Source organism: Pseudoxanthomonas sp. (assembly GCF_035999195.1).
Classification (GTDB): Bacteria; Pseudomonadota; Gammaproteobacteria; order Xanthomonadales; family Xanthomonadaceae; genus Pseudoxanthomonas_A.
The window spans coordinates 1,075,851-1,090,799 of the sequence record NZ_DASYGY010000009.1 but is presented as its reverse complement, the minus strand read 5'-3'; the positions used below and the strand labels follow the sequence as shown (position 1 = coordinate 1,090,799).

The window sequence follows — 14,949 nt, the reverse complement described above, 5'->3', positions numbered from 1 at the left end:
CGCCGCGCCCCGACAAAGAAGAAGCCGGCGTGCGCCGGCTTCTTCCCTGCATCGCGACCGTCGGGTGTCAGAACGCCCAGCGCATGACCAGCTGGTAGCTCGGACCGGCCTCTTCGGTCTCCAGCTCGTACTCGTCGTAGTCGCGGTCGATCTGGTCCTGCAGCGTGTCGAACTTGTCGAAGAACTCGTCCTTGCTGGCATCCAGCAGGTTGTTGGCGCTCAGGCGCACGGACAGGCTGGTGCCGAAGCGCTTCTCGACGAAGACGTCCAGTTCGCCGCCGTAGCGGATGAGGACTTCCTCGGCCAGCAGGCGCGTGTAGGCGTCGCCCTGCTTGCGGTAGGTCGCACCGAAGCTCGCGCCCCAGCTCGGGATGTCGTGGATGAAGCCGATGTTGTAGACCGACTTGGCCTGGTCGTTGAAGCGGCGTTCGCCCAGGAAGTCATCGACCTTGGACTTCACCCACGAGTAGTTGGCGAACACGCCCGTCTTGTCCAGGCCGATGGCCGACAGTGGCGTGGAGACATCGAACTCGAAGCCGTAGACCTTGCCGTCGCCGACATTGGCCGAGGTGTACAGGAAGCTCGAGGCCGGTTCCTGCGCCATCGCATCGGCCAGGTCGACCGCGTCGCCGTCCTCGATCAGCTCGTCCCACACGTCCTGCATCTCTTCGCTGGGCTCGCCGGTGTTGACGATCTCGATGAGGTCCTTGACGTCGCGATAGAAGAAGTTCAGCCCGACCACGCCCTTGCGGCCGAGGCGGTGCTCGAAGCCGAGGTCCAGGCCGTTGGCGGTCTCCGGGTCCAGCTCGGGATTGCCGATGTAGTCGTTGTCGCCGAACTCGCCGTCCAGCAGCGCCGGCAGCAGCTCGTTGAAGTTCGGTCGCTTGATGGTTCTGGCCAGCGACAGGCTGATGCGGTCCGCATCGCCCAGGTTCCAGCGCAGGTTCACCGACGGCAGCAACTCGTTGTAGTCCTTGCTGACGCGGCCTTCGCTTTCCTCGTCCTCCAGGTATTCCACGTCGGACCTGGTGGTCTCGTAACGCAGGCCGGCTTCCCACGAGAAAGCCTCGCCCTTGCTGCTGAGCATCACGTAGGGATCCAGGCGCTTTTCCTCGATCACCGAGGCCACGCTGCCATCCAGCTCGTAGTCCGCCAGCGAGTTCGGGGTTTCGCCTTCCTCTTCGGCTTCCCACTCGTAGCTGACGAGCAGACCTTCACGCTTCTTGGTGCGGTAGTCCACGCCGAACTCCAGCTCGGCGCCACCCACCGGGCGCACATGGCTGAGGCGGAAGCCGGTTTCGGCGTCCTTGGCGGTCACCGATTCGGCTTCATAGACGGTTTCGTCCCACTCGGCGTCTGCCGGGATGCTCCAGGTGTCGTCCCAGTTCTCCGCGCCGCTGACGTAGACCTGTTCGCCCTCGGTGGTGGCCTGCGAATTCTCGAAGCGCGCGTGGTCCACGCTCACCTCGGTGGTGCCGCCGCCCATGTCGAACCTGTATTCGGCACCGATGCCGTAGTTCTTCTGGTCGTACGGGTCCCGGCCGGGGACGAGCACGTTGATGGTTTCGTCGTCGTCCAGCTCTTCCTCGAACGACACTTCGGTCACGTCGCGATCGGTCTTGACGTAGAAGGCATCCAGGCTGAAACGGCCCGAGTCGCCGACATCGGCGGTGTAGGACAGGTTGGCCGAGTAGTCGCGGCCGTCCTTCACCTCGGTCTGGTCTTCCCAGCTGACCTTCTCTTCCTGCGTGTTGTCGGTGAAGCGGTCGGAACGCTTGGTCTTGGCGCGGTAGCGGTCCTGCACGTTGATGCCGGCCAGCAGGCGGCCGCCCAGCGCCTCGAACGAGGTCACCGCGCCGAACGTCGGGTTGATCTCGCCGTCGTCCCAGCGGTTCACGCCCACGCGGATGTAGCTGCCGGTGAATTCGTACGCATCGCGCAGCACGATGTTGATGGCGCCGGCCATGGCGTCGCCGCTGCGGTTGGCGCTGGCGCTGCGCTTGATCTCGATGTGGTCGACCATCTCGGCCGGGATGCGGTCGACGTAGAACGATCGGTCGTCGCCGGCGCCTGGCACCTTCTTGCCGTTGATCAGCACCTGCGTGTAGCCACCGCCGAGGCCGCGCAGCTGCACACCGTCGTATTCCATGATGTCCGAACCGACGAAGCCCACGCCCGGCACGCGCTTGAGCATGTCGCCGACGGTGTTGGGCTCGAAGCGCTGGAAGTACTCCAGGTCGTAGACCAGCGTGGGCGCGATGTCCTCGGTACGGTCGCGGTAGGCGATCTCGGCCTGCACCACCACGGTGTCCAGTTGCTTGGGATCGCCGGCGGTGCCGGCGTCCGGCGCCTGGTTCTGGGCGGTGGCGGCGAGGCTGGCCGGCAGCAGGACCGCGCAGAACAGCGCCTGCGAGAGCGAGGCGGCCAAGGCATTGCGTTTCATCGTGTGTCGTCCCCGTGACGAAAGTAAACGGCACTTTGTAAGCACGTCACATGGCGGCCACATGACAGCGAGGTTCCCGTGCGGTGACAGGTATTCGCGTGCAGCGCGCTGACACGAAAATGTCATGGCGGCTGCGTAGAACATGGCAGTTTGTTGACGCCTTCATGTCATGGGGAACCCGGTGAAACCACGCCTTGCCTTGCTTGCGATTCCTGTCCTGCTCGCCGCCTGCGGCGGAAAACCCGATGCGCCTGCGCCGTCTGCCGCTCCAGTGGAAACGCCCGTACGGGAGAAGGAACCCGACGAGAACGTCGAGAAGGATCCGCTGCTGAGCGAGGCGAAGATCGCCCACGTCGTGGTGCCGGAAGCGTTCATCACTGCGGCCACGCCGGCCGAGAACGTCGATTCGCCCGCCAGCTGGCGATCGCCCGATGGCACGCGCTGGCTGATCGCCACCGCCAAGGACACGCACCGGCTGGTGGTGTACGACGGCAGCACCGGCAAGCAATTGCGCACCGTCTCCGGTCCCGGCAGCGCACTGGGCCAGATGCAGCGGCCGAACGGCATCGCCGTGATCGACGACCTGGTGCTGTTGGTCGAGCGTGACAACCGCCGCGTGCAGGTCTTCCAGCTGCCGGACTTCACGCCCCTGCTGGTGTTCGGTGCCGATGAGCTGAAGCAGCCTTACGGCCTTTGGGTACGTGCGCAGAAGGACGCGTACGAGGTCATCGTCAGCGACAACTACATGTCTCCGGATAACGAGGACCTGCCGCCGCCGCTGGCCGAGCTTGGCCAGCGCTTCAAGCGTTACCACCTGCAGCGGGCCGAGGGTGGCTGGAAGGCCGCGCTCACCGGTACTTTCGGAGACACCGGCGAGGCCGGTGCAATTCGCATCGCGGAATCCGTGTTCGGCGATGCGGCGAATGATCGCCTGTTGCTCGCGGAAGAGGATGTCGCCGTCGGTACGCGCCTGCGCGAGTACGGACTGGACGGCACGTATCGCGGGCGCGACATCGGTGCGGACCTGTTCAAGGCGCAGGCCGAGGGCATGGCGCTGGCGCAGTGCGCGGGCGGCAGCGGTTACTGGATCGCCACCGACCAGTTCAAGGACCGCAGCGTGTTCCACGTGTTCGACCGGCTGACGCTGGACTACAAGGGCGCGTTCGCCGGCAACCGGACCGCGAACACCGATGGCGTGTGGCTGGACCAGAGCGCCGATGCGCGCTTCCCGCAGGGCGCGTTCTACGCGGTCGACGACGACCAGGCCGTGGCGGCGTTCGACTGGCGCGACATCGCCAAGGCCCTGTCGCTGCCGGAGTGCCGCGTCGAATGAAGCATGCAGGGGATGCGGTGACGAAGTGGGTGCTGGCGGTGCTGTTGCTGGGGACCTGCGCGACGACACTCGCGCAGGAAGCGACGGTACGCCAGCACGAGCCGAACACGCGCGTGCCGCAGGGAGTGGTGCGCTATGCGCCGAGCGGCTTCCCGGACCGGATCGTGGCCACGCCTGCGCAGGACGCCGGCACCGGCTTGTCCGTGGCCTGGCGCACGGACACGACGGTCGGCGCGCTGCTGCTGGAGATCGTCGTCGCCGGCGATTCGCCTGACATGGGCGAGCCGCGCCGGATCACCGCCACCAGCACCGCGCTGAAGACCGAGAACGGAACTGCGCATCACCATCGCGCCGATGTCGACGGCCTGCAACCGGACACGCTGTATGCCTGGCGTGTGCAGGGCGACCGCACCTGGAGCGCGTGGCACCACACGCGCACGGCACCGTCCGCGGGTTCGCCGTTGACGCTGCTGTACTTCGGCGACACCCAGAACAAGAACGTCAGCCTCACCACCCGCGTCGTGCGCGAGGCGATGCGCCATGCGCCGGACGCACGGCTGGCGCTGTACGCCGGCGACCTGGTCAGCGGCGGCGATGGCGAGGACGACAACGAGTGGGGCGAGTGGTTCGAAGCGAACGGAGCGCTGCCGACCTCGCTGGTGGTCGCGCCGGCGCCGGGCAACCACGAGTATTTCGAGGAGTTCGAGGACACGCCGCAGGAACGCCGTGTGCTGGGCGCGCACTGGCCGGTGACCTTCGCGCTGCCGGACAACGGGGTGGCGCAGGCGAAGCGGACCACGTACTGGTTCGACTATCAGGATGTGCGTGTGGTCGTCATCGATGGGACCTCCGCGCTCGACCTGGGCACGGCGAAGGCGCAGGCCGCGTGGCTGGACGAGGTGCTGGCCTCGAATCCGCACCGCTGGAGCATCGTGCTGACGCACCAGCCGTTCTTCTCGCCGCGCGAAGGCCGCGACAACGTGCTGCTGCGCAAGCATCTGCTGCCGGTGATCCGCAAGCGCAAGGTCGATCTGGTGCTGCAGGGACACGACCACGTCTATGGCCGCCTGAAGAACGAAGCGCCGACGCCGGTGTTCGTGGTGTCGGTCACCGGGGCCAAGCAGTACCGGCTGTCGGACGAAGCGCGCAAGACCATGCGGCCGGTCGCCGAGGACACGCAGCTGTTCCAGGTGCTGCGCTTCGACGGCCCGCGCCTGCGCTACGAGGCGCGCACGGCGACGGGACGCTTGTACGACGCCTTCGATCTGGTCGACGACGCTGTGGCGGGCAAGCAGCTGGTGGAGCGCGCGGAGGGCCGGATCGACGAACGTACGTGCACCCGTGCCGAGACCCTCAAGGGCCGCACCGACCGGTGCTGGGAATAAGCCCTTTGTTGTAGAGCCGAGCTTGCTCGGCTGCCTTTCTCGCGCCGCCAACCCATGACAGAAGCAGCGGAGCAAGCTCCGCTCTACGCAGGAGTTCCACATGAAGCGTGTTTTCGCCATCGCGTTGCTCTTCGTGTGCATCACGGCACATGCCCGCGAGTCCCATATCCGCCACCCCTTCCTCGCCCAGCAGCCGAAAGCTGCGCCGGACGAAGTGCTGCTGGCGGTCGAGATCCCCGCCGGCAGTTCCACCAAGTATGAGATCAACGACGATGGCCTGCTCTTCGTCGATCGCTTCCAGTCGATGCCGGTCGCGTATCCGGCCAACTACGGCTCGATGCCGCGCACCCTGGCCGGCGACGGCGATCCGCTGGACGCGCTGGTACTGACGCGCGAACCGCTGCATCCCGGCGTGCTGGTGACGTTCCGTCCCATCGGCGTGCTGCGCATGATCGACGCGGGCGAGCATGACGAGAAGATCATCGGCGTGCCCACCGACAGGGTCGACCCGACCTACGCCGGCATCCGTGACCTGGCCGATCTGCCGCAAGTCGAACGGGATCGCATCGAGGCGTTCTTCCGCATCTACAAGGACCTGCCGACGGGCCGCAACCCTGTGCAGCTCAATGGCTATGGCGACGCGAAGGAAGCGAAGGCGTTGATCCAGGCTTCGCTGGATCGCTTCACCACGCAACCGTAGGGTGGGCCTTGGCCCACCTTCAATCCGACATGTGGATGGTGGGCCGAGGCCCACCCTACAAAAAAGGCGAGCCGCGGCTCGCCTTTTTCGTCGCGTCAGTCGTAGGGATCAGGCTGCCGCGACCTGACGGATGCGCGGCCCTTCACGCAGCGCCGTGCCGACCATGCCGACCAGCAGGTCCAGTTCTTCGCTGTCGATCGCGAAGTGCGGGGTGAAGCGCAACGAATTGGCGCCGCCGTGGATGACGTTGAGGCCGTGCTGGCGCAGCCATTCCTCGGTGGAGCCGGCGCCGTAGCACTTGAACGCCGGCGACAGTTCGCACGAGAACAGCAGGCCGGTGCCCTGCACGTTGGTGATCAGGCCACCGAGTTCGCCCTGGAGCTGCTGCAGCTTCTGCACCGCTTCGACGCCGCGCTTGCGGATGTTCTCGCGTACCTGCGGCGTCAGCTGGGCCAGCGTGGCGCAGGCCACGTCCAGCGCGCGCGGATTGGTGGTCATGGTGTTGCCGTACACGCCCTTGCGGTACAGGCCGGCGGCGCGCTCGTTCACGGCCAGCACCGACAGCGGGTACTGCGCGGCGTTCAGCGCCTTGGAATAGGTTTCCATGTCCGGCGCGTCCAGGCCCTCGAAGCCCGGGTAGTCGACGATCGACAGCACGCCGTGCGCACGCAGGCCGGCCTGGATGGAGTCGACCAGGAACAGGCTGCCGTGGCTGCGGGTCAGTTCGCGCGCCGCGGCGTAGAACGCCGGGGGCACGGAACGGCCCGGGTCGCCTTCGCCCATCACCGGCTCCAGGAACACGGCCTCGACGAACCAGCCCTTGGTCTCCGCATCGGCGAACGCCTGCTTCAGCGCCTCCACGTCGTACGGCGGGATGGCGATGACCGAGTCCTCGCCGCGGTAGCTGGCCAGGTGCTGCTGGTAGGACTTGCGCGAGGAGTCCGAGTACAGCGCCGGACGCTCGGTGCGGCCGTGGAAGCTGCCCTTCACCACGATGCGCTTGATGGTGCGGCCGGCATGGCGGCCGTCCGGGTCGGTCATCAGCTTGCTGTTGATGTCGGCGATGCGTGCGGCCAGGCCGACCGATTCGGAACCCGAGTTGAGGCACAGGAACTTCGCGAACGGGCAGCCGCCACGGGTATGGCCGATCTCCTTGCGCAGGGCGCGGTCGAAGCGCAGCTGCGACAGGCTGGGGGTCATGATGTTGGCCATTACCTGCGGGCGGGCCATTGCGTCCAGTACGGCGGCCGGGGTGTGGCCGAAGCCGAGCATGCCGTAGCCGCCGGCGTCGTACAGCACGGCGCCCTTCAGGGTGACCACCCACGGGCCGCGCGCGGCGAGCGCGATGTAGGGATTGATAGCGTCGTCGGCGTAGAAGTTGACGTAGCCGGATTGCACGGCGCGCAGCTGGTCCGCTTCGTCCATGGCCAGCAGTTCGGAGAACTCGTCCTGCAGGCGCGCGTGCTCTGCCGCGGCGGCCTCGATGGCGGCGACCAGGTCCGGGTGGCCCTTGGCCAGCCGTTCGACGGCGGTATCGTCCAGACCTTGGGTAAGACGCTGGCCCGGGTGGGCGCGCAGCGCGGCGAGATGGTCGATCAGGGCCATGGGAATCCTCGGCAGCAGGCGGCAAACCCGTATTATCGGGAATAAATCGTCATTTGACAGTTGTGAACTGCGCGGATTTGAGGGATATTTCGTCGATTCGACGAATCCCGCCTGTTCAATGAAGCTCACCGACGCCGACCAGCAACTGCTCTCAATGCTCCGTGAGAATGCGCGGGCCTCCACCGCCCAGATCGCGCGCCGGCTCAACCTGTCGCGGACCACAGTGCAGAGCCGGATCGAGCGGCTGGAACGCGAGGGCGTGATCAGCGGCTACACCGTGCGGGTGCACGACGAATACGACCGCAGCCACCTGCGTGCGCACATCATGATCGCCGTGCATCCCAAGCAGATGACCTCGGTGGTGGCGGCGCTGCGCGCGATGCCGGAACTGCGCGTGCTGCATTCGGTCAGCGGCAGCCACGACCTGATCGCCATCGGGGCCGTGCCGACCGTCGGCGACATGGACGTGCTGACCGACCGCATCGGCGCGCTGGAAGGCGTGGAGCGCACCACCTCGTCGATCGTGCTGTCGACCAAGTTCGAGCGTTGACGACGGGCGGCCCGGCGGGCTCCCGTACAATGCACGCCCCCGCAAGGCCCCGACCGTGAAGAAGTCCGATTTCCATTTCGACCTGCCCGAGGCGCTGATCGCGCAGGCGCCGCTGCCGGAGCGTTCGGCGAGCCGGCTGCTGGTCGTGCCGCCGGGCGGTGCGCCGTTCGCCGACCGCCACGTGCGCGACCTGCCCGAATGGCTCCAGCCCGGCGACCTGCTGGTGTTCAACGACACCCGCGTGATCCCGGCACGCCTGTTCGGCCAGAAGGAAAGTGGCGGACGCGTCGAGATCCTGATCGAACGCCTGCTGCCGGACAACGCGGCGCGTGCGCAGGTGGGCGCCAGCAAGTCGCCCAAGCCCGGCGGCCGCATCCGGCTGGATGGCGGCGGCGAGGCGGAAGTGATCGGGCGCGATGGCGAGTTCTACCAGCTGCGTTTCCACGTGCCCGGCGCACTGGAGAGCTGGTTGCAGAAGGCCGGCCGCCTGCCGTTGCCGCCCTACATCCAGCGGGCACCCGGGCAGGACGACGACGAGCGCTACCAGACCGTGTTCGCGCGCGAACTGGGTGCGGTCGCGGCACCGACCGCCGGCCTGCACTTCGACGATGCGCTGCTGGCCACGCTGCGCGACCGCGGCGTGGAGTTCGGCCACGTGACGCTGCATGTCGGTGCCGGCACGTTCCAGCCGATGCGCGTGGACGACATCCACGAGCACCGCATGCACAGCGAATGGCTCAATGTCGGTGCGGCGCTGGTCGAGCAGGTGCGCGCCGCGCGCGCGCGCGGCAGCCGCGTCATCGCGGTGGGCACCACCGTCGTGCGCGCGCTGGAGTCCGCCATGCGGGACGGCGAACTTCAACCGTTCGCCGGCGAGACGCAGATCTTCATCTTTCCCGGCTACCGCATCCGCAGCGTCGACGCGATGGTCACCAACTTCCACCTGCCGGAAAGCACGCTGCTGATGCTGGTCAGCGCGTTCGCCGGCAAGGACCGGATCATGGCCGCCTACGCCCATGCGGTGCGCGAGCAGTACCGGTTCTTCTCGTATGGAGACGCGATGCTGTTGTTCCCGGAGGATGCCAGGTGAATCGTGACCGTTCTGTATCAGAAATCGGATCGTCATTCCGGCGAAAGCCGGAAACCATGTTGATTTTGGCTTCCGACCGCAACACCAACAGCCAAATGGATTCCGGCTTTCGCCGGAATGACGGAGATCGGGTGCGCGGCAGGGTATCCGCATGAGCCGCATGTCCTTCAACCTGCTGACCACCGACGGCGCGGCGCGGCGTGGCCGGGTGACGTTTCCGCGCGGCACCATCGAGACGCCGGCGTTCATGCCGGTGGGTACCTACGGATCGGTGAAGGGCATCCTGCCCGAACACGTGGAAGACCTCGGCGCCGAGATCATCCTCGGCAACACCTTCCATCTCTACCTGCGCCCTGGCCTGGACGTGATCGGCGCGCATGGCGGCCTGCACGGCTTCGCGCGCTGGGACAAGCCGATCCTCACCGATTCGGGCGGGTTCCAGGTCTTCTCGCTGGCGCACCGGCGCAAGATCACCGAGCAGGGCGTGACGTTCGCCTCGCCGGTCGACGGCAGCAAGGTGTTCCTGGGTCCCGAAGAGAGCATGAACATCCAGCGCGTGCTGGACTCGGACATCGTGATGATCTTCGACGAGTGCCCGCCGGTGAACGTCGATGGCAAGCCGGTCGACCCGCGGGTGATCGAACGGTCGATGGAGCTGTCGCTGCGCTGGGCCGAGCGCTCCAAGCGCGCCCACGAAGGCAACGACGCCGCGCTGTTCGGCATCGTGCAGGGTGGGGTGCACCACGATCTGCGCACGCGCTCGGCCGAAGGGTTGAAGGCGATCGGCTTCGACGGCTACGCGATCGGCGGACTGGCCGTCGGCGAGACCGAGCAGGAGCGCAACACCACGCTCGAACACACCTGCCCGCAGCTGCCGGCGGACCAGCCGCGGTACCTGATGGGCGTGGGCCGGCCGGAGGACCTGGTGGAGGCGGTGGCGCGCGGCGTGGACATGTTCGACTGCGTCATGCCGACCCGCAACGCGCGCAACGGCCACTACTTCACCTCGTCGGGCACCGTGCGCATCCGCAATTCGAAGTACGAGCACGACCTGCAGCCCATCGAGCCAGGCTGCGGCTGCTATGCCTGCCGCAACGGCTTCACCCGCAGCTACCTGCGCCACCTGGACCGCTGCAACGAGATGCTGGCGCCGATGCTGGGCACGCTGCACAACCTCTGGTACTACCAGCAGGTGATGGCGCAGATGCGGGCCGCCATTGCCGAGGGGCGGTTCGAGGCCTTCCGGGCGGGCTTCTACGCCGCACGCGGGACCGAGCCGCCGTCCGGCTGACGCCCCGACGACCTGCCGGTCCTGCGTCCCCGGGGAACCATCCGGCGCCGACGCGGTCTTTTCCGGTCCGGGCGGATGGGGGCGCCCGGGCGGGCCCTTCCGGCGCGTGGCATAATCCCCGGCTGCTTTTCATACCCAATGGACAAGTCCATGAATCTGCTTGATTTCCTCGTTGCCCCCGTTCTCGCCCAGGCCGCACCGGCCCAGCAGGGCATGGGCGGCTTCGGCCTGCTGATGCCGATCGCGCTGATCGCCATCATGTACTTCCTGATGATCCGCCCGCAGATGAAGCGCGCCAAGGAGCACCGTTCCATGCTGGACAAGCTGTCCAAGGGCGACGAAGTCATCACCTCGGGCGGCATCGCCGGCACGGTCACCGACATCGGCGACAACTTCGTCACCCTGGAAGTGGCCGACAACGTGCGCGTGCGCGTGCAGAAGGCCGCCGTGGGCAATGTGCTGCCGAAGGGCACGCTGAAGTCCGCCTGATCCGTTCCCCGCGCCGCGGCTCCGCCGCGGCGCGAATCCCGCTGTTTCCGAACCACTGCTGAGCGTACGCCCGGGAAGGGCCTGCGCGGGTCGCCACGATGCTTGAATTCCCTCGCTGGAAATATGTCCTGATCCTGATCGTCGTGTTGGCCAGCGCGCTGTATGCGCTGCCCAACCTGTATCCGCAGGATCCCTCCGTGCAGATCACCGCCAACCGGGGCTTCGCCATCGATGCCGCCCTGCGCGGCCGCGTGGATGACGCGCTGAAGGACGCGGGCGTGCAGGCCAAGGAGATCGACACCGAAGCCGCCAGCATGCTGGTGCGCCTGCCCAGCCTGGAAGCGCAGACGACGGCCAACGACGCGCTGCGCAAGGCGCTGGGCGACGACTACCTGGTCGCCCTGAGCCTGGCGTCGACCGTGCCGGATTGGCTGGGCGACCTCGGTGCCCGGCCGATGGTGCAGGGTCTCGACCTGCAGGGTGGCGTGCATTTCGTGCTGCAGGTCGACCAGAAGGCCGCGCTGGACAAGCGCGTCGACGGTTATCTCGAGGACACCCGCGTCACCCTGCGCGACAAGCGCATCCGCTACACCTCGGTCGAGCGCCGCCCGAACAACAGCATCGTGGTGACGCTGGCCGACGACGAGGACGTGGCCGCCGCACAGCAGGCGCTGGCGCAGACGCTGAGCTCGCGCGGCAACAACGCCGGCACGCTGGCCTCCGGATCCGGCCTGACCTACCAGGCGGCCGGCCAGCAGATCACCATCGGCCTGCCGCAGGCGGAGCTGGAGCAGATCGCCAGCGAGGCGATCGAGCAGAACCTCACCACGCTGCGCAACCGCATCAACGAGATCGGCGTGGCCGAGCCGATCATCCAGCGCCAGGGCAACGATCGCGTGGTCGTGCAGTTGCCGGGCGTGCAGGACACCGCCGAGGCCAAGCGCCTGATCGGCGCGACCGCCACGCTGGAATTCCGTGCCGTGGTGGAAGGCAATGCTGCCGACGCCGTGGCCAGCGGTCGCATCCCGCCGGAGGCCAAGGTCTACCAGCTGCGCGACAACGCCGGTCCGGTGCTGTTGAACAAGCGCGTGCTGGCGTCCGGCGACGAGATGGTCAATGCCCGCGTGGGCGTGGACAACAACGGCCTGCCGGCCGTCGACGTGACCCTCAACAACATCGCCGGCCAGCGCATGTTCGACTACACCAGCGCCAACGTCGGCAAGCTGATGTCGGTGGTCTACATCGAGCGCGTGCCGACCGTGACGATGGTCGACGGCAAGGAAGTGCGCAGCGTGCGCGTGCGCGAGGAAGCGCTGTCGCCGACCCGCATCGCCGGCGTGTTCGGCAAGAACTTCCAGACCACCGGGCTTGAGAAGACCGAGGCCGACAACCTGGCCAAGCTGCTGCGCGCCGGTTCGCTGGCGGCGCCGATGGACTTCATCGAAGAGCGGGTGATCGGCCCCAGCCTGGGCGCCGAGAACGTCGCCCGCGGCACCAAGGCGGTGGTGTATTCCTTCATTTTCGCGCTGGCGTTCTTTCTGGTGTACTACCGCATGTTCGGCCTGATCACCTGCATCGCGCTGCTGCTGAACCTGGTGATGGTGGTGGCGGTGATGTCGCTGTTCGGTGCGACCATGACCTTGCCCGGCTTCGCCGGCCTGGCGCTGACCATCGGCATGTCGGTGGACGCCAACGTGCTGATCAACGAGCGCATACGCGAGGAGCTGCGGGCAGGGGTGCCGCCGCAGGCGGCCATCGCGACCGGTTACGACAAGGCGTCGGGCACCATCTTCGACTCCAACATGACCGCGTTGCTGGCCGGCGTGGCGCTGTACGCGTTCGGTACCGGCCCGCTGAAGGGGTTCGCGGTGACGATGGTCATCGGCATCCTGACCTCCGTGTTCACCGCGGTCACCGTGTCGCGCGGCATCGCCACCCTGATCTACGGCGGCCGCCGCAAGATCAAGTCCATCGCCATCTGACGGGAGACAGAAGATGAGCCTTTTCCCGTTGCGGTTGATTCCGCACACCACCAACTTCAACTTCATGCGCGTGCGCTGGGTGTCGATCGGCATCGCGGCGCTGCTGGCGATCGCCGCGATCTGCGCCATCGCGTTCAAGAACTTCAACTTCGCGCTGGACTTCACCGGCGGCACCGTGGTGGAGCTGCGGTTCCAGACGCCGCCCGACGTCGACGGAGTGCGCGAGCGCCTGGAGGCCGGCGGCTACCCCAGCGCGCAGGTGCAGACCTTCGGGACCGGCAGCGACCTGCTGGTGCGCCTGCAACCGCGCGAGGATGCCGGTACCGCCGAAGGCGCCGAGGCCAGCAATCGCACGGCGGCCGATGTGCTGCGCCTGGCCTCGAGCGAAGGCAATGCCGCGACGGTGATGCGCAGCGAATTCGTCGGTCCGCAGGTCGGCAAGGAACTGGCGCTCAACGGCCTGTACACGCTGCTGTTCGTGGTGATCGGCTTCCTGATCTACATCGCGGTGCGCTTCGAGTGGAAGTTCGCCGTGTCGGCGATCGTCACCACCCTGGCGGACGTGCTGATCGTGGCCGGCTTCTTCGCGGCCAGCGGCATCGAGTTCGACCTGACCATCCTGGCCGGCCTGCTGTCGGTGATGGGCTTCTCGATCAACGACAAGATCGTGGTGTTCGACCGCGTGCGCGAGAACTTCCGCAACCTGCGCGCCGAGCCGATGGAGATCCTGAACCGCTCGATCAACCAGACGCTGTCGCGCACGATCATCACCTCGTTCGTCGCCTTCCTGACCGTGTTCGCCCTGTACCTGTACGGCGGCGGCTCGCTGGAAGGCATGGCGCTGTCGCAGATGATCGGTATCGTGCTGGGCACCATCTCGTCGATCTTCGTGGCGTGCCCGCTGCTGACCATCGGCTTCCTGACCGTCACCAAGCAGGACCTGATGCCGAAGGCGAAGGACGAAGCGCTGCTGGCGCGTCGTCCGTAACGCTTTCCGGCGAAGTACGGAAAAGGCCACGCGATGCGTGGCCTTTTTCTTGGGCGCCGGGATGTGCAGATGCGGGGTGTGGGAGCGACGTAAGTCGCGATCGTAGGCCCCCAAACATCAGGAGACCTTCCGGGCGCTCGGAAGTGGTAAGCCGTGTCATCCCAACATCCCGGGCTGGCAAGGATGGCGGGTTCGCGACTTACGTCGCTCCCACATCCAGAACAGCGGCGGTCAGCCGTTGAACGACGCCGCGTAACCCGACGACACGATGGTCTTCTGCAGCGCCTCGGCGACCTTCAGGTTGCCCGCGACGATCTGGCGGGGCAGGGCGGTGCGGCCGTCGATCTTGCCGAGCGCAGCGCCGCGGAAGTCGCAGACCTTGCCGCCCGCCTCGCGCACCAGCAGTACGCCGGCGGCGATGTCCCAGTCCTTCACGCCGGCCTCGAAATATGCATCGACGCGGCCGCAGGCCACGTAGGCCAGATCGAGCGCGGCCGAACCGGTGCGGCGGATGTCCTCGGCATGCACCAGCAGCTCGCGCACGCATTCCAGCTGCGCACCGGCGCGAGCGCGCTCACGCGGCGGGAAGCCGGTGGTGAGCATGGCGCCGGCCAGTTCCTTGCGGTCGGCCACGCGGATGCGGCGCTCGTTGAGCTGGGCACCGGCGCCGCGGCTGGCGGTGAACAGGTCATTGCGCAGGGGGTCGAAGATCACCGCATCGGTCGGTTCGCCGTTGTCCACCAGGGCGATGGACACGCAGTAATGCGGGAAGCCGCGCAGGTAGTTGCTGGTGCCGTCCAGCGGATCGATCACGAAGGTGTAGCGGCCGTTGATCTGGGCGCCGCTTTCCTCGCCCACGAACCCGTAGTCCGGGTAGGCGCGGCGCAGTTCCTTGATGATGACCTTTTCGGCGTCCGCGTCGACTTCGCTCGCGTAGTCCATCCGCTCCTTCTGCACCACGTTCAGCGCGTCCAGCTTGTTGATGCTCCGCAACAGCACGTTGCCTGCGAGGCGGGCGGCCTTGGTCATGACGGTGACGACGGGCTTTTGCATGCGAACGGACCTCGGACAGGCGTAGGGTGGGGCGAACAAG

At 67.0% G+C, this 14,949-nt stretch carries 12 protein-coding genes; 9 read left to right on the top strand and 3 right to left on the bottom strand.

Translation table 11 applies throughout. From position 1 onward, the window contains the following. Window positions 1–67: 67 nt before the first annotated feature. The gene (locus tag VGN58_RS12145) at window positions 68–2,443 is read right to left on the bottom strand and encodes a TonB-dependent receptor (protein ID WP_327483472.1); all 2,376 of its coding nucleotides are present in this window, start codon (window positions 2,441–2,443) and stop codon (window positions 68–70) included. Window positions 2,444–2,612: 169 nt separating this feature from the next. Between VGN58_RS12145 and VGN58_RS12140 the strand changes: the two genes are divergently transcribed. The 3 genes from VGN58_RS12140 (at window position 2,613) to VGN58_RS12130 (ending at window position 5,861) form a co-directional block, all read left to right on the top strand. Then, the gene (locus tag VGN58_RS12140) at window positions 2,613–3,776 is read left to right on the top strand and encodes a phytase (protein WP_414710787.1); all 1,164 of its coding nucleotides are present in this window, start codon (window positions 2,613–2,615) and stop codon (window positions 3,774–3,776) included. Further along, window positions 3,773–5,161: a metallophosphoesterase family protein gene (locus tag VGN58_RS12135; RefSeq protein ID WP_327483471.1), complete on the top strand. Its 1,389-nt coding sequence runs from the start codon at window positions 3,773–3,775 to the stop codon at window positions 5,159–5,161. Before VGN58_RS12140 ends, VGN58_RS12135 begins: the two co-directional genes overlap by 4 nt. Window positions 5,162–5,261: 100 nt before the next feature. After that, window positions 5,262–5,861 (top strand): inorganic diphosphatase, encoded by a 600-nt coding sequence (locus VGN58_RS12130; RefSeq protein ID WP_327483470.1) that lies wholly within the window; start codon window positions 5,262–5,264, stop codon window positions 5,859–5,861. Between the two features lie 108 nt (window positions 5,862–5,969). On the opposite strand, the gene VGN58_RS12125 is transcribed toward VGN58_RS12130, so the two are convergent. Then, on the bottom strand, window positions 5,970–7,466 hold the full coding sequence (locus VGN58_RS12125; protein WP_327483469.1) for an aminotransferase class III-fold pyridoxal phosphate-dependent enzyme: 1,497 nt from the start codon (window positions 7,464–7,466) through the stop codon (window positions 5,970–5,972). Between the two features lie 118 nt (window positions 7,467–7,584). On the opposite strand from VGN58_RS12125, the gene VGN58_RS12120 reads away from it, so the two are divergent. The 6 genes from VGN58_RS12120 (at window position 7,585) to secF (ending at window position 13,856) form a co-directional block, all read left to right on the top strand. Further along, the gene (locus VGN58_RS12120; RefSeq protein ID WP_327483468.1) at window positions 7,585–8,016 is read left to right on the top strand and encodes an Lrp/AsnC family transcriptional regulator; all 432 of its coding nucleotides are present in this window, start codon (window positions 7,585–7,587) and stop codon (window positions 8,014–8,016) included. Between the two features lie 55 nt (window positions 8,017–8,071). Further along, entirely contained in the window at window positions 8,072–9,106 is a 1,035-nt protein-coding gene (gene queA, locus VGN58_RS12115) for a tRNA preQ1(34) S-adenosylmethionine ribosyltransferase-isomerase QueA (protein ID WP_327483467.1), read from the top strand. 151 nt (window positions 9,107–9,257) lie between these two features. After that, window positions 9,258–10,397 (top strand): tRNA guanosine(34) transglycosylase Tgt, encoded by a 1,140-nt coding sequence (tgt, locus tag VGN58_RS12110; RefSeq protein WP_327483466.1) that lies wholly within the window; start codon window positions 9,258–9,260, stop codon window positions 10,395–10,397. 150 nt (window positions 10,398–10,547) lie between these two features. Then, a complete protein-coding gene (gene yajC / locus VGN58_RS12105; RefSeq protein ID WP_162339328.1) occupies window positions 10,548–10,886 on the top strand; it encodes a preprotein translocase subunit YajC in 339 nt (112 codons plus the stop codon). A 98-nt stretch (window positions 10,887–10,984) separates the two neighbouring features. Beyond that, window positions 10,985–12,868 (top strand): protein translocase subunit SecD, encoded by a 1,884-nt coding sequence (gene secD / locus VGN58_RS12100; protein ID WP_327483465.1) that lies wholly within the window; start codon window positions 10,985–10,987, stop codon window positions 12,866–12,868. Window positions 12,869–12,881: 13 nt separating this feature from the next. Further along, complete coding sequence (gene secF / locus VGN58_RS12095) at window positions 12,882–13,856, top strand: protein translocase subunit SecF (RefSeq protein ID WP_327483464.1); 975 nt, start codon at window positions 12,882–12,884, stop codon at window positions 13,854–13,856. A 231-nt stretch (window positions 13,857–14,087) separates the two neighbouring features. Here secF and VGN58_RS12090 read toward each other — a convergent pair whose 3' ends face one another. After that, window positions 14,088–14,909, bottom strand: a complete 822-nt coding sequence (locus VGN58_RS12090) for an inositol monophosphatase family protein (RefSeq protein WP_327483463.1) — start codon at window positions 14,907–14,909, stop codon at window positions 14,088–14,090. Between the last annotated feature and the right edge of the window lie 40 nt (window positions 14,910–14,949).